This is a genomic window from Streptomyces sp. NPDC048565 (assembly GCF_040650935.1).
Lineage (GTDB): Bacteria > Actinomycetota > Actinomycetes > Streptomycetales > Streptomycetaceae > Streptomyces.
Genome location: NZ_JBEZIH010000003.1, coordinates 211,982 through 229,657 on the forward strand (window position 1 = coordinate 211,982; position 17,676 = coordinate 229,657).

Annotated in this window: 19 protein-coding genes and 1 pseudogene; 14 read left to right on the forward strand and 6 right to left on the reverse strand. The window is 71.3% G+C overall.

Annotated elements, in window-relative coordinates; genetic code table 11:
• The first annotated feature begins 158 nt into the window (after positions 1-158).
• On the forward strand, positions 159-3,023 hold the full coding sequence (locus tag AB0C75_RS05320) for a DEAD/DEAH box helicase (protein WP_362887267.1): 2,865 nt from the start codon (positions 159-161) through the stop codon (positions 3,021-3,023).
• Positions 3,020-4,297 carry an SWIM zinc finger family protein gene (locus tag AB0C75_RS05325; RefSeq protein ID WP_362887268.1) on the forward strand — a complete coding sequence of 426 codons (1,278 nt, stop codon included), beginning with the start codon at positions 3,020-3,022 and terminating at the stop codon, positions 4,295-4,297. The genes AB0C75_RS05320 and AB0C75_RS05325 overlap by 4 nt, the downstream gene beginning before the upstream one ends.
• Positions 4,298-4,312: 15 nt before the next feature.
• On the opposite strand, the gene AB0C75_RS05330 is transcribed toward AB0C75_RS05325, so the two are convergent.
• On the reverse strand, positions 4,313-4,543 hold the full coding sequence (locus tag AB0C75_RS05330) for a hypothetical protein (protein WP_362887269.1): 231 nt from the start codon (positions 4,541-4,543) through the stop codon (positions 4,313-4,315).
• Between AB0C75_RS05330 and AB0C75_RS05335 the strand changes: the two are divergent.
• Positions 4,517-4,651 (forward strand): annotated as a pseudogene (locus AB0C75_RS05335) (HXXEE domain-containing protein); the annotation flags it as partial. The gene AB0C75_RS05330 and the pseudogene AB0C75_RS05335 sit on opposite strands and share 27 nt — an antisense overlap.
• Positions 4,652-4,657: 6 nt before the next feature.
• On the opposite strand, the gene AB0C75_RS05340 reads toward AB0C75_RS05335, so the two are convergent.
• Both AB0C75_RS05340 and AB0C75_RS05345 read right to left on the reverse strand, forming a co-directional pair.
• A complete protein-coding gene (locus tag AB0C75_RS05340) occupies positions 4,658-5,260 on the reverse strand; it encodes a peptidase (RefSeq protein WP_362887271.1) in 603 nt (200 codons plus the stop codon).
• A 26-nt stretch (positions 5,261-5,286) separates the two neighbouring features.
• On the reverse strand, positions 5,287-6,498 hold the full coding sequence (locus AB0C75_RS05345; protein WP_362887273.1) for a pyridoxal phosphate-dependent aminotransferase: 1,212 nt from the start codon (positions 6,496-6,498) through the stop codon (positions 5,287-5,289).
• Positions 6,499-6,584: 86 nt separating this feature from the next.
• Between AB0C75_RS05345 and AB0C75_RS05350 the strand changes: the two genes are divergently transcribed.
• Entirely contained in the window at positions 6,585-7,289 is a 705-nt protein-coding gene (locus tag AB0C75_RS05350; protein WP_362887275.1) for a helix-turn-helix domain-containing protein, read from the forward strand.
• 50 nt (positions 7,290-7,339) lie between these two features.
• A complete protein-coding gene (locus AB0C75_RS05355; protein WP_362887277.1) occupies positions 7,340-7,897 on the forward strand; it encodes a cupin domain-containing protein in 558 nt (185 codons plus the stop codon).
• Between the two features lie 82 nt (positions 7,898-7,979).
• On the opposite strand, the gene AB0C75_RS05360 is transcribed toward AB0C75_RS05355, so the two are convergent.
• From AB0C75_RS05360 to AB0C75_RS05370, 3 genes are all read right to left on the reverse strand, one after another.
• On the reverse strand, positions 7,980-8,345 hold the full coding sequence (locus AB0C75_RS05360; RefSeq protein ID WP_362887279.1) for a nuclear transport factor 2 family protein: 366 nt from the start codon (positions 8,343-8,345) through the stop codon (positions 7,980-7,982).
• Between the two features lie 65 nt (positions 8,346-8,410).
• Positions 8,411-8,785, reverse strand: a complete 375-nt coding sequence (locus AB0C75_RS05365) for a CrcB family protein (protein WP_362887281.1) — start codon at positions 8,783-8,785, stop codon at positions 8,411-8,413.
• Positions 8,782-9,252 (reverse strand): CrcB family protein, encoded by a 471-nt coding sequence (locus tag AB0C75_RS05370; RefSeq protein ID WP_362887282.1) that lies wholly within the window; start codon positions 9,250-9,252, stop codon positions 8,782-8,784. Before AB0C75_RS05370 ends, AB0C75_RS05365 begins: the two co-directional genes overlap by 4 nt.
• A 198-nt stretch (positions 9,253-9,450) precedes the next feature.
• On the opposite strand from AB0C75_RS05370, the gene AB0C75_RS05375 reads away from it, so the two are divergent.
• Genes AB0C75_RS05375 through AB0C75_RS05415 form a run of 9 tightly spaced genes read left to right on the forward strand, consistent with a single transcriptional unit; the run spans position 9,451 to position 17,666 of the window.
• Positions 9,451-10,413, forward strand: coding sequence for an urea transporter (locus AB0C75_RS05375; RefSeq protein ID WP_362887284.1), 963 nt, complete (start codon positions 9,451-9,453; stop codon positions 10,411-10,413).
• Positions 10,414-10,457: 44 nt separating this feature from the next.
• Entirely contained in the window at positions 10,458-10,763 is a 306-nt protein-coding gene (locus AB0C75_RS05380; RefSeq protein ID WP_014156865.1) for an urease subunit gamma, read from the forward strand.
• A gap of 3 nt (positions 10,764-10,766) precedes the next feature.
• A complete protein-coding gene (locus AB0C75_RS05385) occupies positions 10,767-11,654 on the forward strand; it encodes a cobalamin biosynthesis protein CbiX (protein WP_362887286.1) in 888 nt (295 codons plus the stop codon).
• Entirely contained in the window at positions 11,651-12,142 is a 492-nt protein-coding gene (locus AB0C75_RS05390) for an urease subunit beta (protein ID WP_362887288.1), read from the forward strand. Before AB0C75_RS05385 ends, AB0C75_RS05390 begins: the two co-directional genes overlap by 4 nt.
• The gene (ureC, locus tag AB0C75_RS05395; protein WP_362887290.1) at positions 12,142-13,866 is read left to right on the forward strand and encodes an urease subunit alpha; all 1,725 of its coding nucleotides are present in this window, start codon (positions 12,142-12,144) and stop codon (positions 13,864-13,866) included. The genes AB0C75_RS05390 and ureC overlap by 1 nt, the downstream gene beginning before the upstream one ends.
• A 4-nt stretch (positions 13,867-13,870) precedes the next feature.
• A complete protein-coding gene (locus tag AB0C75_RS05400; protein WP_362887292.1) occupies positions 13,871-14,638 on the forward strand; it encodes an urease accessory UreF family protein in 768 nt (255 codons plus the stop codon).
• Between the two features lie 33 nt (positions 14,639-14,671).
• On the forward strand, positions 14,672-15,292 hold the full coding sequence (gene ureG / locus AB0C75_RS05405) for an urease accessory protein UreG (protein ID WP_362887294.1): 621 nt from the start codon (positions 14,672-14,674) through the stop codon (positions 15,290-15,292).
• A gap of 1 nt (position 15,293) precedes the next feature.
• Complete coding sequence (locus AB0C75_RS05410) at positions 15,294-16,259, forward strand: urease accessory protein UreD (protein ID WP_362887296.1); 966 nt, start codon at positions 15,294-15,296, stop codon at positions 16,257-16,259.
• Positions 16,260-16,301: 42 nt separating this feature from the next.
• Positions 16,302-17,666, forward strand: a complete 1,365-nt coding sequence (locus AB0C75_RS05415; RefSeq protein WP_362887298.1) for an ammonium transporter — start codon at positions 16,302-16,304, stop codon at positions 17,664-17,666.
• Positions 17,667-17,676 lie beyond the last annotated feature (10 nt).

Below are 17,676 nucleotides of genomic sequence, written 5' to 3' on the forward strand. Positions count from 1 at the left end.
GCCGTTGTTCCGTGGGTTCCGAAGGCGTCCACCGTGGTGGACGCCTTCGGAACGCATCCCGCCAGGCCACGCACATGATCATTTGAAGGCACCGCCTAGACTCGCGTGGAGCGGGAGGAAGCAGCACCGGCGGACCGAGGCGGGAGGGGGCGGTGGACATGGCGGGTCAGGACCAGGACGTCACCGAAGGCCGGCTGCTGCGGTGCGCCGCGGTCTTCCTGCCGGCCGCGCTGCCCCGCGAGGGCAGGATCGCCTTCTGGGACCCCGAAGGCGGCGCGGTGTTCCCCGCCGCAGGTGCGGACCACACCGTCACCGAGCTCACGGTCGTCGGCGCGCACGGCGGGGACGTCCGCACCCGCACCGTGCCCGCCGTGGTGCTCCCCGTCGAGGAGGCCGTGCCCCTGCTCGCGCGCGCCCGGCACCGTGCCACGGCCCACCCCGCCACCCGTGCCTGGGGTGCCGCCGCTCTGCACGCCCTGACCCTCGTGGCGCGCGGCAGGCTGCTTCCCGGGCTGACGGCCGACGATCACGACGCCTGGCGTGCGGGACCGCGTGACGCCGAGGACATCGCCCATCTGCGGGCCGTCGCCGCCTCCATGCCGCCCGAGGGGTACGCCGTCCCGCTGGAGGGCGCACCCCTGCGCGTTCCCGAACCCCGTGCCCTGCTCGGCGCGTTCCTCGACGCGGTCGCCGACACGCTGCCCCGCACGCCCGCCGCCGCCCACGCCATGGGCGCTCCGTTCGCGGCCCGCGAGGCACAGCATCTGCCCGACGCCCGGGCCTGGGCCGTCGATGTGGCCGCCGGACTCGACGCGGGGGTACGCATCTCGCTGCGGCTCGACCTCTCGGCGTACGACCTCTTCGACTCCGCCGCCACCGGGGAGGACGGCACGTCCGGCGCCGCGGCTGCGACGCGCCATGCCGCCGCCGCGATCACCCAGGTGCACAGCCTGGCCGATCCGACGTACGTCACCGACGCGGCCACACTGTGGAGCGGCGGTGCGGGTGAGCCCTTCGGGCCCAGGGCCCGGATCGACGCCGTCCTCGCGCTGCGCCGCGCGGCCCGTGTCTGGCCGCCGCTCGAGCAGCTGCTGGACCAGCCCGTGCCCGACGTGCTCGCCGTCACCGAGGACGAGCTCCACGAGCTGATCGGCGTGGCCGGAGCGCGGCTCGCCGAGGCCGGGGTGGCCCTCCACTGGCCCCGGGAGCTCGCCCGCTCGCTCAGCGCGGCGGCCGTCGTCCGTCCGGCGCCAGGGTCGGCCACCGACGGCACGTCCTTCTTCGACGCCGAGCAGCTCTTCGCGTTCGACTGGCAGCTCTCCCTGGGCGACGACCAGCTCACCGAGGCGGAGATGGACACCCTGGCCGAGGCGCACCGGCCGGTGGTGCGCCTGCGCGACCAGTGGGTCGTCGTGGACCCCGCGCTCGTCCGCAAGGCACGTAAGCGGGAGCTCGGGCTCCTGGACCCGGTGGACGCGCTCGCCGTCGCCCTCACCGGCAGCGCCGAGGTCGACGGCGAGCAGGTCGAAGCAGTGCCGGCCGGAACCCTCGCCGCACTCCGCGCGCGCATCCTGGACGAGGACGCCACCCTCCCGGCGCCGCCCGGTCTGGACGCCACCCTCCGCGACTACCAGCTTCGCGGCCTGGCCTGGCTGGACCGCATGACCTCGCTCGGCCTGGGCGGCTGCCTCGCCGACGACATGGGCCTCGGCAAGACGATCACCGTCATCGCGCTCCATCTGCACCGCGACCTCGCCGCACCCACCCTGGTGGTCTGCCCCGCGTCCCTCCTCGGCAACTGGCACCGGGAGATCAACCGCTTCGCACCCGGGGTCCCCGTGCGGCGCTTCCACGGCGCCGAACGCACCCTGGACGGCTCCGACGGCGGTTTCGTCCTCACCACCTACGGCACCATGCGCTCCAGCGCGGAGCAGCTCGCCGGGCACACCTGGGGACTGGTCGTCGCCGACGAGGCGCAGCACGTGAAGAATCCGCACTCATCGACGGCCAGGGCGTTGCGGACCATCCCCGCCCCGGCCCGTGTGGCGCTGACCGGCACCCCCGTCGAGAACAACCTCTCCGAGCTGTGGGCGCTGCTCGACTGGACCACACCCGGCCTGCTCGGCCCGCTCAAGGCGTTCCGCTCCCGGCACGCCAGGATCGTCGAGAACACCGGAACCGCCGCCGGCCTGGGCAACGAGGAGGCCGTCGAGCGGCTCTCCCGGCTGGTGCGCCCCTTCCTGCTGCGCCGCAAGAAGTCCGACCCGGGCATCGCGCCCGAGCTCCCGCCCAAGACCGAGACCGACCACCCGGTCTTCCTCACCCGGGAGCAGGCCACGCTCTACGAGGCGGCCGTCCGCGAGACGATGGCCTTCATCGAGCAGTCGGAGGGCATCGCGAGGCGCGGCCTGATCATGAAGCTGCTGGGCTCGCTCAAGCAGATCTGCAACCACCCCGCGCAGTATCTGAAGGAGCAGCCGACCCGGCTCGCGGGCCGCTCCGGCAAGCTCGCCCTGCTCGACGAGCTCCTCGACACCATCCTGTCCGAGGACGGCTCGGTCCTGATCTTCACCCAGTACGTGTCGATGGCCAGGCTCCTCGCCGCCCATCTCGCCTCCCGTGCGATCCCCTCCCAGCTGCTGCACGGTGGCACGCCGGTGCCCGAGCGCGAGCGGATGGTGGACGGCTTCCAGTCCGGCGAGGTCCCCGTCTTCCTGCTCTCCCTCAAGGCGGCCGGCACGGGGCTGAATCTCACCCGGGCCGCCCATGTCATCCACTACGACCGGTGGTGGAACCCGGCGGTCGAGGAGCAGGCCACCGACCGCGCGTACCGCATCGGCCAGACCCAGCCCGTGCAGGTGCACCGGCTGATCGCCGAGGGCACCGTCGAGGACCGGATCAGCGAGCTGCTCCAGTCCAAGCGTGCTCTCGCCGACGCGGTGCTCGGTACGGGCGAGACCGCCCTGACCGAGCTCAGCGACCGTGATCTGGCCGACCTCGTCTCGCTCCGGAGGACGTCATGAGCCCCGGTGGTAGCCCTGCGGCCCGCCCGGGCCCCGACGACCTGCGGCGCACCTTCGAAGCGGTGCCCGCCCGCGCGTCGGACGTCGGGGGGTCCTTCGCGGACAGCTGGTGGGGCCGGGCCTGGGTGGGCGCCCTGGAGTCCCTGTCGATGGACGAGGGCCGCCTCGCCCGCGGCCGTACGTACGCCGACGGCGGCCATGTCGCCGCGGTCACCGTCACCCCAGGACGGGTCATCGCCTACGTCCACGGCAGCCGCCCCCGTCCCTACCGCGCGGAGCTGCGCCTGCGTACGTTCTCGGCGTCCGACTGGGACACCTTCCTGGACGCCGTCGCCGCCAGGCCGGGGCATCTGTCCGCGCTCCTCGACAAGGAGATGCCGCACTCCCTGGTCGACACGGCGGGGGAGACCGGCATCCGGCTGCTGCCCTCCGCCGGTGACCTGGACCCGGACTGCTCGTGCCCGGACCGGGGCTGGCCCTGCAAACATGTGGCGGCGCTCTGCTTCCAGACGGCCAGGCTCCTGGACAGTGACCCGTTCGTCCTCCTGCTGATGCGCGGCCGGGGCGAGCGAGAGCTCCTCGACGAGCTGGGCCGCCGTAACGCCGAGCACTCCGCGCGCGAACGCCCCGAGACCCCGGCGATGCCCTCGCTCCCGGCCCAGGAGGCTCTCGCAGGCCGCTTCCTGCCACCGCTGCCCGCGCCGCTGCCCGTCCCGGCCCACCCCGGAGAGCCGCCGGCCTACCCCGAGCTCCCCGGCGCCCGCGACCCGCTCGGCCTCGACCACCTCGCCACGGACGCGGCGGCCCGCGCCCATGCGATGCTCACCACGGGCGACGACCCGCTCGGCGGGCTCAGTGCCTGGCAGGACGCCGTCCGGATCGCCGCGTCCCGGCCCACCGCAGGGCTCACCGCCACGACCCGGGCGCTCTACCGCGAGCTGGCCTTCGCCACCGGCCGCAGTACGACGGAGCTGGCCCGTGCCGTCGCCGCCTGGCGGCAGGGCGGCGCCGAGGGACTGGCGGTCCTGGAGACGCCTTGGGATCCGCCGGCCGGCCCGTTCGACCGGGCGAGGCCCGCCCTCGCCGCGGCCGACCACCCGCGCTTCCAGCCCTGGCGCAACCACCTGACCAACGCCGCGGGCACCCTCCAGCTCCGCTTCGGCCACGACAGCCGCTGGTACGGCTACGAATCCGACCCGGGCGAGGACGACTGGTGGCCCCGTGCCACACCGGACCCCGACCCGGTCACCGCGCTCACGTCGCTGCGGGGCTGACCTCCGGCGCGTACGTCAGCCTGCCAAGAACAACACCAGCAGGGCGATGACCAGGACCGCGCACAGTGGGAGCGCCACCCGACGCCCCTTACGGAGGGACCCGCTCTCCTGTGCGGCCCGTCCACGGGAGGCGTCGTGGGACTCGGTCAGATGCTCCCAGGCCATGGGGTCGAGCCTCCGCATGGTCAGCAGGGACGGAGACCACAGCCCCTTCTCGGGACCGTCCTGGCCGGGTTCGGGCTGCACGGAGCGGTTCACCTCGCCCAGTCAGCGGCGTACCGCGGCTGCACCCCGGGTGTCGTCACCGCCCCGCTGGTCGTCATCCCGTACCAGGCCTGGGCCGTTCGGCGGCTTGCGGCGCTACGGGCCTGTTGCCGTGGAGCCGGGGAGGGAGACCCCACGGCCCGCGAAGAAGCGCTCGAAGACCGGCAGCGGAACGCAGGCCGCACGGGTCGCGGCCGTCGTCCCCGACGGGTTGTGGAAGTGGACACCGGCTCCGTCCGCCGTCCGGGAGGTCAGCAGCACCAGATGGCCACCGCGCCCCGGAGGGGGCACTTCCGGGTGCCGGATCCCGTAGTGCACGGAGGCCATCACCGTGCGGCCCTCGTCCAGCAGGTCCAGGATCCCGGTGGGCGAGAGGTGCCGGTGGACGACCGCGTCGAGGCCGTGGACCTCGGAGACGTACCGGGCGAAGGGGGCGTAGACCAGCCCCTTGATCACCCCGTCGGCGTCCTCCGTGTACGCGTCGTACTTCAACGCACCGTCCCGCAGGGCGAACAGGGACGGCGCCCCGGTGCCGAGCGCCATGCGCAGGCAGGTCATACCGCACAGATGACCTGCCCAGCGCGCGTACTCGGCGGGCGATGACGCACCCGAGTCCGCCCAGCCCGGGTCCTCGGCCGGATCGAGCCCTCCTTCCACGATCGCTCCCACCAGGCCGGGCGAGGCGAACTGTGTGAGCACAGGGGTCCGGCAGGTCCGGCAGGTCGTCACTGGCGGTATCCGTTCAGGAAGCGGCCGATGCGGCTGATCGCCGCGTCCAGGTCGTCGGCGTGCGGGAGGGTGAGGATGCGGAAGTGGTCAGGGCGCGGCCAGTTGAAGCCGGTGCCCTGCACCACCTGGATCTTCTCCCGTAGCAGCAGGTCGAGGACGAACCGCTCGTCGTCGACGATGGGGTGGACCTTCGGGTCGATGCGCGGGAAGGCGTAGAGCGCGCCCTTCGGCTTCACGCAGGACACCCCCGGGATCTCGTTCAGCCGCTCCCAGGCCCGGTCGCGCTGCTCGTGGAGCCTGCCGCCAGGGGCGACCAGCTCCCGGATCGACTGCCGGCCGCCGAGCGCCGCCTGGATCGCGTACTGCGCGGGGGCGTTGGGACACAGCCTCATGGAGGCGAGCATGGTGAGCCCCTCCAGATAGCTGCGGGCGTGCTGCTGCGGGCCCGACACCACCATCCAGCCCGAGCGGAATCCCGCGACGCGGTACGTCTTGGACAGTCCGCTGAAGGTGAGGCAGAGCAGGTCGGGAGCCAGCACCGCCACGCTGTGGTGCTCGGCGCCGTCGTACAGGATCTGGTCGTAGATCTCGTCGGCGAACACCATCAGCCCGTGCCTGCGCGCCAGGTCGAGCATCCCGTCGAGGACCTCGCGGGAGTAGACGGCGCCCGTCGGGTTGTTCGGGTTGATGATCACCATGGCCCGGGTGCGGTCGGTGATCTTGGAGGCCATGTCGGCCAGGTCGGGGTTCCAGTCCGCGCCCTCGTCGCAGGTGTAGTGCACGGCCTTCCCGCCCGCGAGCGTGGTGACGGCGGTCCACAGCGGATAGTCGGGGGACGGGATCAGGATCTCGTCGCCGTCCTCCAGAAGCCCCTGCACGGCCATCGAGATCAGCTCGGACACCCCGTTGCCGAGGAAGATGTCGTCCACGTCGACATCGGCGAGTCCCATCGCCTGGTAGCGCTGCGCGACGGCGCGGCGGGCGGACAGGATGCCGCGCGAGTCGGTGTAGCCGTGTGCCTGAGGGAGCATCCGGATCATGTCCTGGACGATCTCCTCCGGCGCCTCGAAGCCGAAGAGCGCCGGATTGCCCGTGTTGAGACGGAGCACACTGTGGCCCGCCTCCTCCAGGGCGTTGGCCTGCTCGATGACCGGGCCCCGGATCTCGTAACAGACCTCGTTGAGCTTGCTGGACTGCCGGAACTCCATGCGGTGCCTCCCCGACCCGAATTGCGTTACTTGGTTTTACCAAGCTCGGGCTTGGAAAGTCCAACAACATGTCTAGACTGCGTCGCATGCCACGTCAGCAGCAGCCCGCACGCCCCACCCGCCGCCGGAGCTACGACCAGTTCTGCGCCACTGCCCGTGCTCTCGACTCCGTCGGTGACCGGTGGACGCTGCTGATCGTCCGTGAACTGCTGGCCGGCCCCCGCAGGTACACGGATCTGCACGCCGATCTGCCCGGCGTCAGCACGGATGTGCTGGCCTCCCGGCTCAAGGACATGGAGCACGGCGGCCTGGTGGAGCGCCGTCGCCTGCCGCCCCCCGCCGCCGCCGCGGTCTACGAACTGACCGAGCACGGCCGGGGGCTGCTCCCGGTCCTCACCGCGCTCGCCCGGTGGGGCGGGCCCGCGCTCGGTGTGCGCCGCCCCACGGACGCGGTCAGGGCCCACTGGTTCGCCCTGCCGCTGCTGCGGGCCCTGGACGGCCTCAGCCACGGCGGGGTCGTCGAAGTCAGGCTCGCCGAGGGCGAGTTCCACATCCGTACCGGCATGGAGGCGGCGACAGGCGATCCGTACGGATACGGACCCGCCGAACACCCGGACGCGTGCCTCGTGCTGGACGCGGAGGCCGTCCTCGCGCTCGGGCGCGGTGAGTGCACCCTCGCGCAGGCCGTGGAGGAGGGCAGGGCGGAGGTGCTCGGCGAAGGGCCGCTGGCCGACGAACTGCGCGGGTCCGATACCCGCGCCCTCGGCGCGTCCCGACCAACTCGCCGGTAGCGTAGGCATCTTCACGGGGCGCTCACTGGACGGATGCTGAGGAGTCGGTCATGGGGTTCGGCGGCGTGGTCGGTGCGAAGAGTGCGAAGAGCGCGAAGAGCGCCGAGATTGAGCACGGCCCGGGGCGTGCGGGCGGCGTGAAACGGCGGGGGGCGGTGCGCAAGGCTCTGCTCGTGGGCGTCGGCGTGGCAGCCCTTGGCCTCCTGCCGGCGGCAGCCGTCGCCACCCCCGGCAGCGGAGTGACCGGCACGGTCGTCGCCGAGGGCACCTCCGAGGGCAAGCTTGAGGTCAAGACCCCTCCAGGGCGTACGGACGTCACCTTCCGGAAGATCACCGTGGAGCCCGGCGGTTCCACCGGCTGGCACACCCACGAAGGGCAGCTGATCGCCGTCGTCAAGGCCGGGACGCTCACCCGGACCCTCGACGACTGCACGGTCGAGGTGTCACCCGCCGGCACGACGTTCATCGAGCCGTCAGGGGCCGACCACCGGCACATCGGCCGCAATCTGGGCACCGGGCCCGTGGTGCTGTGGGTGACCTATCTGCTTCCCGAGGGAAGTGAACTCTCCGACGACGCCGACGCGGTGGAGTGTCCGGCGGCCGGATGAGGGACGGCGGGGGCGTCCGGCCTGCGATGGTCGCCCCCGCGTACGCCCGACGCTGGTCGCCCGAGCGCGCCCCGGGCGTGCGTCAGACGGCGGCCGTCTCCCCGTACGCCCCGAAGCCGGAGGCGACCAGCCCGTCGCGGAAGGTCAGCACCTCGTACACCCGGCCGCCGATCTGGTTGCGGTAGTCGATGACCAGCGCGTCGACGCCCGCCCGCACATCCATCACCTCGAACTCCAGGTCGGGGATCTTCTCCAGCCCGGCGGCCCAGTACGCGCGGAGCGCCGCCTTGCCGTGCAACGTCCCGGCAGGGGAGCCCGTCAGCCGGGCGATCATCGGCGAACTGAAGGTCACGTCCTCGTGGTAGTGGGCGAGGATGCGGTCCAGGTCGTGGGAGTTCCAGTCGTCCTGCCACCGGGACGCGAACCGGCGGGCGCATGCGAGATCCATAGGGAGCATGATGCGCCAGGGCCCGGCCGTACGGGTGATCCGGGTCAGGCCGAGGTGATTCCCGGTCAGAAGGCCGCGCTCGCCACCGCCGCCCCCGCGAACGAGAGCCCGAGCCCCGCACCGACGCTGAGCAGCAGATAGCCACCGGCCACCACGAGCCTCCGGGCGGAGGTGAGCGTCAGGAGCTCGTAGGAGAAGGTCGACCACGTCGACAGTGCGCCGCAGAAGCCGGTGGCCAGCAGCATCTGGAGCCGTGTCCCCAGAGCGCCGTCCGTGACCCCCTGGGCGACGAAACCCAGTACCAGGCAGGCCGCCGCGTTGGCCGCGAGCGTGCCCCAGGGGAAGGAGCCGCCGAGACGGTACTTGGCGTCGATCCCGAGCAGATAGCGCACCGGCGCCCCGACGAGTGCCCCGGCGAGCACGAGCAGCCAGTCGATCATCGGGCACCTCCCTCGGTGCGGTAGTCGCCGCCGAACACCGCGTGGGCGAGCAGGGCGCCCGCCGTCACTCCGGCGAGAGCCGCCGCCACCGTCAGCAGGAGGCTGCCCGTCGCGTAGCCGGGCCGGTTCGCGTCGAAGAGCTGACGCACCCCGTCCGTGTAGTGCGAGAACGAGGTGAAGCCGCCGAGAACCCCGGTGCCGAGCATCGGGCTGACGAGCCGGGGTGCCGAGGGGAAGCGCAGCTTGAGCGTCACCATGAGGACGCCCATCAGGAAGCAGCCAACCGCGTTGACCAGCAGGATCGTCCAGGGGAAGTCCGTCGGGCCGGTCGGCCAGAGCCGCTCGGCACCGTAACGGGCCGCGGCTCCGGCGGCTCCGCCGACCGCGACGGCAGCCACGACGGAACGTTGGACGCCGGGGTGGTGGTCCGGGTGGGTGCGGGTGTGCAACGCCATCTTCTGGAGCATGCCGTTACGTTATGGGAGGGGATCGGGTGAATTGCGTACGGCGCGGGCGGTGCATGGCGCGAAGCCCGAACGGCTCATCTGAAGTCGTCCGCGTCACGGAAGTGGCATCTCCTTGGCAATGACGCCCCCGGCGCACGCAGATTTCTGTGGAGCCACGGGCCCGACCTGTCCGTGCTCTTCCGAAGGCTGGAGTCCCCCGTGCCCGTCGCCGAACCGGAGATCGTCGGAAGGCTGCAGCGCAGAGAGCCCTCCGGCTTCCTCCTGGCCTCGATCCGCGGAGTCGGCCAGGTCGATCTCCAGCCCCTGCTGTGGACCGGCATCATCATCCTCGCCGCGCTGTGGAGCGCGGGCTGGCAGATCGGTCTCTTCGCGACCCTGGGCACCCTGATCTCCACGGCCACCGCCTACGTGCTGGGCGTGGACCGGTCGAACATCGCCCTCGGCCTCCAGGGGTACTGCGGCTGCCTCACCGGAATCGCCCTGGTCACCTACCTCGGCCACCACCCGGCCACCTATGTGCTGGCCGTCGTCGGTGCGATCATCTGCACCCTCCTCACCGCGACGCTGACCACGCTGCTCGCCTCGTACGGCCTGACCGCGCTCACCGCGCCGTTCTGTCTGGTCTCCGGCGTCATGGTGCTCGGCGCCCCCTCCTTCGCCCGGATCTGGCACGGAGCTCCCAAGGAGGTCTCCAGTCCCACGTCCGGGGACACCGGGATCTCCTGGAGCGATCTGTGGCACGCCTTCTTCACCAACGTGTCGCAGATCTTCCTGGTCGACGAGTGGTACGTCGGGCTCATCATGCTCGTCGGTCTGGCCTTCGCCGGAGTGCGCGTCTTCCTGTTCGCGGTGGCGGGGAGCATCGTGGGCATCGTGGCCGCCTGGGCGCTCGGCGCCCCGACGGCGCAGATCGCCCAGGGCATCTACGGGTACAACGCCGTCCTGGTCGCCATCGCCGTCGGCGCCGTCTTCCTCACCGCCACGGTCCCCAACGGCATCTACGCGCTCTTCGGAGCCGCCGCCACCACCGGCCTCACGGCGTCACTGACCTCCCTGTTCAAACCCTTCGGCGGCCACACCTTCACCTGGCCGTTCATCCTCACCACCTGGGCGCTCATGGCCGCCGTCCCTCTGCTGACGCGCCTTCGCCGGAGCACCTGAACCGCTCGTTGCCCACGCCACACATCCTGAGGAAGGTACCGACGATGAACCTCGCCCCTCGCGAGATCGACAAGCTGTTGGTGTACGTGGTCGCCGACCTGGCCCGCAAACGCCAGGGCCGTGGACTCAAGCTCAACTACAGCGAGTCCGTCGCGCTGATCACCGAGGCCATTCTGGAAGCGGCCCGTGACGGCAGGTCCGTCGCCGACTGCATGGAACTCGGCCGGCAGATCGTCGGCGAGGACGACACCATGCCGGGCGTACGCGAGATGCTCGGGCTGCTGCAGGTCGAGGCGTCCTTCGTGGACGGCACCAAACTCGTCTCCTGCCACGACCCCATCGGGGGCTGAGCCGTGGCCGACCGCCACCGCGTCGTCGCCGTGTACGGCCATGAGGCCGGGGACGGCGAAGCCCTGCGCGACCTCGTGGGTCCTGAGGCGCTCGTCGTCCGGGGCGGGCGCGAACTGATCCGCGCCCTGGCCGGCCTGAGGCGCTCCGGTGACATGGCATGCGTCGTCCCGATGACCCTGGGCAGGGACCCCGAACTCGTCGCGGACACCGCGCGTACGCTGCGCGCGCTGCCCGCAGGGCAGACCACCGGGACCCTGCTCGCGGAGCCCTTCGGCACCGGCGGGCATCTCGTCGCGCGGCTCAGGGCGGCGGCCAACCGCACGCCGGGGACCTCGGCACTGCTGGTCACCGCCCCCACCGGCGGGCTGTTCGACGACGCCGAGCTCTACCGGATCGCACGGCTCGTCCACGGCTACGGCACCCACCGGCTGGTCGAGGTCGCCCTGACCGGCGGTGACCCGGATCCCGCCGAGGGCGTACGGCGCTGCGGACTGCTCGGCGCCTCCCGGGTGACGTTGCTGCCCGCGGCGTTCGCCCTCACGGAGGTCCCGGCTCCCGGCGTGCCGGGCGTCACGGTCACGTCCGCGGGGCCGGTGGTGTCCCGCGCGGCACTGGCCCGGGTCCTCGCCGAGCGGGTGACCGACGCCCGGCTGCGCTGGAACCGGAGCCAGGACGACGGCATCGCGACCGGGCTGACCGCCGCCGACGACCACGGCCACTCCCACACGCACCCGCCGGGCGAGGGACACGGCCACGGCCACTCCCACTCCCACACGCACCCGCCGGGCGAGGAACACGGCCACGGACACGATCACGGACATTCCCACCCGCACCCGCATGCCCACACGCATGTCCGTGGCGCGGGCCACCTCACCAGGAGCACCGCATGACATTCCGCCAGCAGTATCTGTACGGCGATGAACCGGTCGAGATCAACGCCGGCCGCCGCACCACCCGGCTCACCGTCGAGAACACCGGGGACCGGGCGATCCAGGTCGGGTCGCACTACCACTTCTTCGAGGTCAACTCCGCGCTGTCGTTCGACCGGCAGAAGGCGCTGGGCATGCACCTCAACATCCCCGCGGGCACCTCCGTACGCGTCGAACCGGGCGGCACGCGCGAGGTGGAGCTGTGCGAGTACGCCGGCACCGGGCGGCTGGTGGGCTTCAGCGGGCTGCTCAACGGCAGCCTCGTCTCGCACCCCGCCCGGGTCGAGGCCGTACGCAAGGCGATCGAGCGGGGCTTCGCCGGCGCGCAGAGCGCCACGGAAGGCCGGCCGGCCGCGGGGGAGAGCGGCGGGGAGAGCAAGGCCACGCCCAAGAAGCAGAACGACTCGTCCAAGCAGAAGGACTCCAAGCAGAAGAAGGGTTCGCGCTGATGCCCATCCTGCCGCGCAAGCAGTACACCGACATGTTCGGTCCGACGGTCGGCGACCGTTTCCACCTCGGTGACACCAACCTCGTCGTCGAGGTCGAGAAGGACTACAGCGAGGGCCAGTACGGGGACGAGGTCCTCTACGGCGGTGGCAAGACCATGCGCGACGGCATGGCCTCCGACCCGCAGGCCACCAGCGCCCAGGGCGCCCTCGACACCGTCATCACCAATGTCGTGGTCATCGACCCGGTCGTCGGCGTCGTGAAGTGCGACATCGGGATCAAGGACGGCTTCATCGTCGACATCGGCAAGTCCGGCAACCCGCAGACGCAGGACAAGGTCCACGCGGGCCTGATCATCGGTCCGGGTACCGAGGCCATCGCCGGCGAGCACCTCATCGCCACGGCCGGCGCCATCGACACCCACGTCCACCTGATCGCGCCCCAGCAGGCCGAGCAGGCACTCACCAACGGCATCACCACGCTCATCGGCGGCGGCACAGGACCGACCGACGGCTCCAACGGCACCACGTGCACACCCGGCCCGTACAACATCGGCAAGCTGCTCCAGGCCGCCGAAGGCATCCCGGTCAACGTCGGGATCATGGGCAAGGGCAACGGCAGCCTTCCCGAGGCGCTGAACGAGCAGGTCGTCGCCGGAGCCTGCGCCCTGAAGGTCCACGAGGACTGGGGCGCCACCCCCGCGGTGATCGACAACGCCCTGAACGTCGCCGACGCGCACGACGTCCAGGTCGCCATCCACACCGACAGCCTCAACGAGGGCGGATTCTTCGAGGACACCCGCTCGGCCATCGACGGACGCACCATCCACACCTTCCACAGCGAGGGCGCGGGCGGCGGTCACGCCCCGGACATCATGCGGGTGGCGGGCGAGCCGAACGTGCTGCCCTCCTCGACCAACCCGACGCTGCCCTACACGAAGAACTCCGTGGACGAGCTGCTGGACATGGTCATGGTCTGTCACCACCTCAGCCACGACATCCCCGAGGACGTCTCCTTCGCCGACAGCCGCGTCCGCGCCGAGACCATCGCCGCCGAGACGGTGCTGCACGACCTCGGTGTGATCAGCATGTTCTCCTCCGACTCGCAGGCCATGGGCCGGGTCGGTGAATCCGTCACCCGTGCCTTCCAGACCGCCCACCACTGCAAGGACAAGCTCGGCCCGCTGGAGGGCGACTCCGAGCGCAACGACAACCAGCGGGTCCTGCGCTACCTCGCCAAGGTCACCATCAACCCGGCGATCGCCACCGGTATCTCGGACCACGTGGGCTCGATCGAGAAGGGCAAGCTCGCGGACATCGTGCTCTGGCCCATCCACTCCTTCGGGGCCAAGCCGAAGATGGTGATCAAGGGCGGCATCGTGTCCTGGGCGCAGATGGGCGACCCGAACGCCTCGCTGCCGACCCCGCAGCCCGTGATCTACCGCCCGATGTTCGGCCAGTACGGCAAGGCGCAGCAGAACACCCATGTGACGTTCATGTCGCAGGCCGGCATCGCCGCGGGCGTCCCCGCCGAACTCGGCCTGGACCGGACCGTCCTGCCGGTCCTGCGCACCCGGACCATCGGCAAGCACAACATGGTCCGCAACGACGCGCTGCCGGACATCAAGGTCGACCCGGAGACGTTCAAGGTCACCCTCAACGGCAAGGTCGCCACCATCGACCCGGCCGAGAGCCTCCCCCTCAACCACCTGTTCTTCCTGGTCTAGGCAGATGTACCAGGAAGAGAGCGACATCACGGGCGTCGCCCCGGCCCCCGGGGCGGGCTCCGTCCCGGGGGCCGGGGCCATGGCGCCCGGGCTCGGTCAGCTGCTGGTCAGCCTCCAGCTGACCGACTCGGCCTTCCCGAGCGGCTTCTACACGCTGTCGCACAGCCTGGAGGGCTTCGCCCACGCCAAGGCGGTCGACGCCGACACGCTGCCCCGGCTGCTGGAGTCCCTGGTGCTGCACGGCGTCGGCCCGGCCGACGCCACGGCGCTGGCGCTCGCGCACCGTGCCTGCCGGGCGGGGGACCCCGAGGCCGTGGCCGCCGTCGACGAACACCTCTTCGCCACCAAGCTGGGACGGGAGATGCGCCAGGCCGCCACCCGGACCGGACGCCAGCTCCTCGACCTCGCCGGCGAGGTCTTCGACCGGCCGGAGATCGTCGACTACCTCGCCCGTGTCGTACGCCGCGAGGCGCCCGGGACCCAGGCGGTGGCCGCCGGGGTCATCTACGCGGCGACCGGGGTGCCGGTCCGTCAGGCCGTCGCCTCGGACCTCTTCGCCTTCTGCGCGAGCTTCGCGGGAGCCGCGCTCCGGCTGCGGCTGACGGACCACCGCAAGGCGCAGACCCTGCTCCACGGAGCAGCCCCCGTCATCGAGGAAGCCGTCGACGCGGCACTGCGCCGGGAGCTGCCCGACGTCGGTGCCACCGTCTTCGCCTCGGACATCATGTCGGGCCGTCACGAACGGGCCGAGGCCCGGCTCTTCGCCAGCTGATCACATCCCCCCACACACGAGCCAGGGAGCACCATGGACGACAACGTACTGCGGGTCGGTATCGGCGGACCCGTCGGATCGGGCAAGACCGCGCTCATCGAGGCGCTGGTGCCACTGCTGATCAAGGGCGGCAACCGCCCCTCGGTCATCACCAACGACATCTACACACAGGAGGACGCCCAGCACATCCGGCGCACCCTCGACGGCGTACTCGAACCGGAGCGCGTCGTCGGCGTCGAGACGGGAGCCTGTCCGCACACCGCGGTGCGCGACGACCCCACGATGAACCTCGCGGCCGGCGCCGAGATGCTGGAGCGCTTCCCCGACACGGACACGCTCTTCTACGAGTCCGGCGGCGACAACCTCACACTCACGTTCAGTCCGGCCCTCGTCGACGTGTTCGTCTTCGTCCTGGACACCGCCGAGGGCGAGAAGATGCCCCGCAAGCGCGGACCTGGCATCACCGACTCGGACCTGCTCGTCATCAACAAGATCGACATCGCGAAGTACGTACGCACCGACATCGGCGTCATGGAATCCGACGCCCACCGGGTCCGCGAGGACCGTCCGGTGGTCCTGACGGACTGCCTGACCGGAGTAGGTGTCGACGATGTCCTCGGCTTCATCGAATCACGCCGCAAGGTGCTGATCTGACGTGCCGCCCACCCCGATCCGCACCGGAACCGACCGTCTGGACCCCGGTTACTACAGCGCAGTCCGCCTCCCTCCCGAGGTGGCGGCCCTGGCCTCCGTACCGGACACGCTCGCCGCCGGCTCCCCGGCCAAGGTGGGCATCCTCGACCTGACCTTCGCGGTACGGGGTGGGCGCACCGAACTCGTCGAGCGCTACCAGAAGTCGCCCCTGCAGATCATGCGGCCGCTGTGGACCGACCCCGCCATGCCCGGCATGACCTACGTCTGTCTGATGGCGACCGGTGGCGGCGTCGCCCAGGCGGACCGCTACCGGATGGACTTCCGGTGCGGCCCCGGCAGCGAGGTCCACCTCACCACCCAGGCAGCCACCAAGGTCTTCCGGATGGAGCACGACTACGCGAGCCAGCGCGTGCACATCACGGCGGAGGAAGGCTCCTACGTCGAGTACCTCCCGGACCCCGTGATCCCGTTCAAGGACGCGCGGTTCCACCAGCGCACCGAGGTCACGGTCGCCCCCGGCGCCACGGTCCTCGTCGGGGACACCGTCACTGCCGGGCGCCTCGCCCGGGGCGAACGCCACGACTACCGGGTCCTCGCGGCGGATCTGCGCATCGCACGGCCCGACGGCACGCTCCTGGCCATCGACACCCTGCGTCTGGACACGGGCGCGGCGACGAAGGGCCCCGGGGTCACGGGCCCCGGGGTGTTCGCCGGCCACGACCATGTCTCCTCGCTCTTCGTCGTCAGCGACCGGGCCCCGGCCTCCGAGATCGCCGACACCCTGCACACCGCACTGGCAGGACACGGCGTCCTGTACGGGGTGAGCGTGCTGCCGCGCGACTGCGGCGCCTGGCTCCGGCTCCTGGACGACAGCCCCGTACGGGTCGCCGCCGCGCACACCGCCGCCTGGCACGCCGTGCACCGGCTGCTCACCGGCCGGCCGGCGCCGCCCACCCGCAAGCCGTAGCGCGCGCCTCCCCGACCCGACGACACCCACGAGGTACCGCAGATGAACACCGCTCCCGCGCCGATGCCACCCGCGTACGACTCCGGGGACACCGCCTGGCTGCTCGCCTCCACCGCCATGGTGCTGCTGATGACGCCGGGACTGGCGTTCTTCTACGGCGGCATGGTGCGCACCAGGCACGTCCTGATGATGATCAAGATGAGCTTCGCCGCGCTCGCGTTCGGCACGCTCCTGTGGTGGGTGATCGGCTACACGCTGGCGTTCGGCCCCGATGTCGGAGGCGCGGGACTCATCGGCAACCTCGACCACGTGTTCATGCACGACGTCGGTCTGACCTCGCTGACCGGGCACATCCCCACGTACATCTACAGCACGTTCCAGATGGGCTTCGCCATCATCACCGTCGCGCTGATCAGCGGCTCGATCGCCGACCGCGCCACGATGAAGGGCTGGCTCGTCTTCGTCGTGCTGTGGCTGCTGATCGTCTACGTACCGCTCGCGCACTGGGTGTTCGACCAGGACGGCTGGATCGTCAAGCACCTCGGCGCGCTGGACTTCGCGGGCGGTCTGCCTGTGGAGCTCAACTCCGGAGTGGCCGGCCTGGCCGTGGCGCTCGTCCTGCGGGCACCGCGCGACTTCGCCCGCCGCGAGGAGCGGCCCAACAACATCCCGCTCGTCGTGATCGGTGCCGGGCTGCTCTGGTTCGGCTGGTTCGGCTTCAACTCCGGGTCCGCGCTGAGCGACCAGGGCACCGCGGCCGCCGCGTTCATCAACACACAACTGGGCGCGGCGGGCGCCATGGTCACCTGGCCGCTGGTCGAGAAGTGGCGCACCGGCAGGGTGACCACCCTGGGCGTCGTCTCGTCCGCCGTCGCGGGCATGGTCGCCATCACGCCCGCCTGCGGTGAGATCAACACCCTGGGCGCCGTCGTCACCGGGCTCGTCGTGGGCGCGGTCTGCGCCTTCGCGATCACGCTCAAGTACCGCTTCGGGGTGGACGACACGCTCGACGTGGTCGGTGTGCACGGTGTCGGCGGGTTCATCGGACTGATCATGGTCGGCCTCTTCGCCACCGCGCGGATCAGCGGCAAGAAGGGGCTCTTCGAGGGCGGCGGCTGGGCCCTGCTCGGCAAACAGCTCGTCGCGATCGTGTCCGTCATCGCGTTCTCCTTCATCCTGACCTGGATCATCGCGAAGGTCGTCGACATGACCGTCGGCTTCCGCGCGAAGGACGCCTACGACAAGGTGCCCGGCGACGAGCAGGAACGGGCCTACGACTTCCGGACCGCCGACGAGGTCGACGCACTCGTGTCGGGCACCCCGGCGGCCGGTACGTCCGTGAAGAACGACGAGGAAGTCCTCCGGAAGATCACCGAGCTGCTGCGGGCCAGGGGCACACGGCGCTGACCGTACTCGG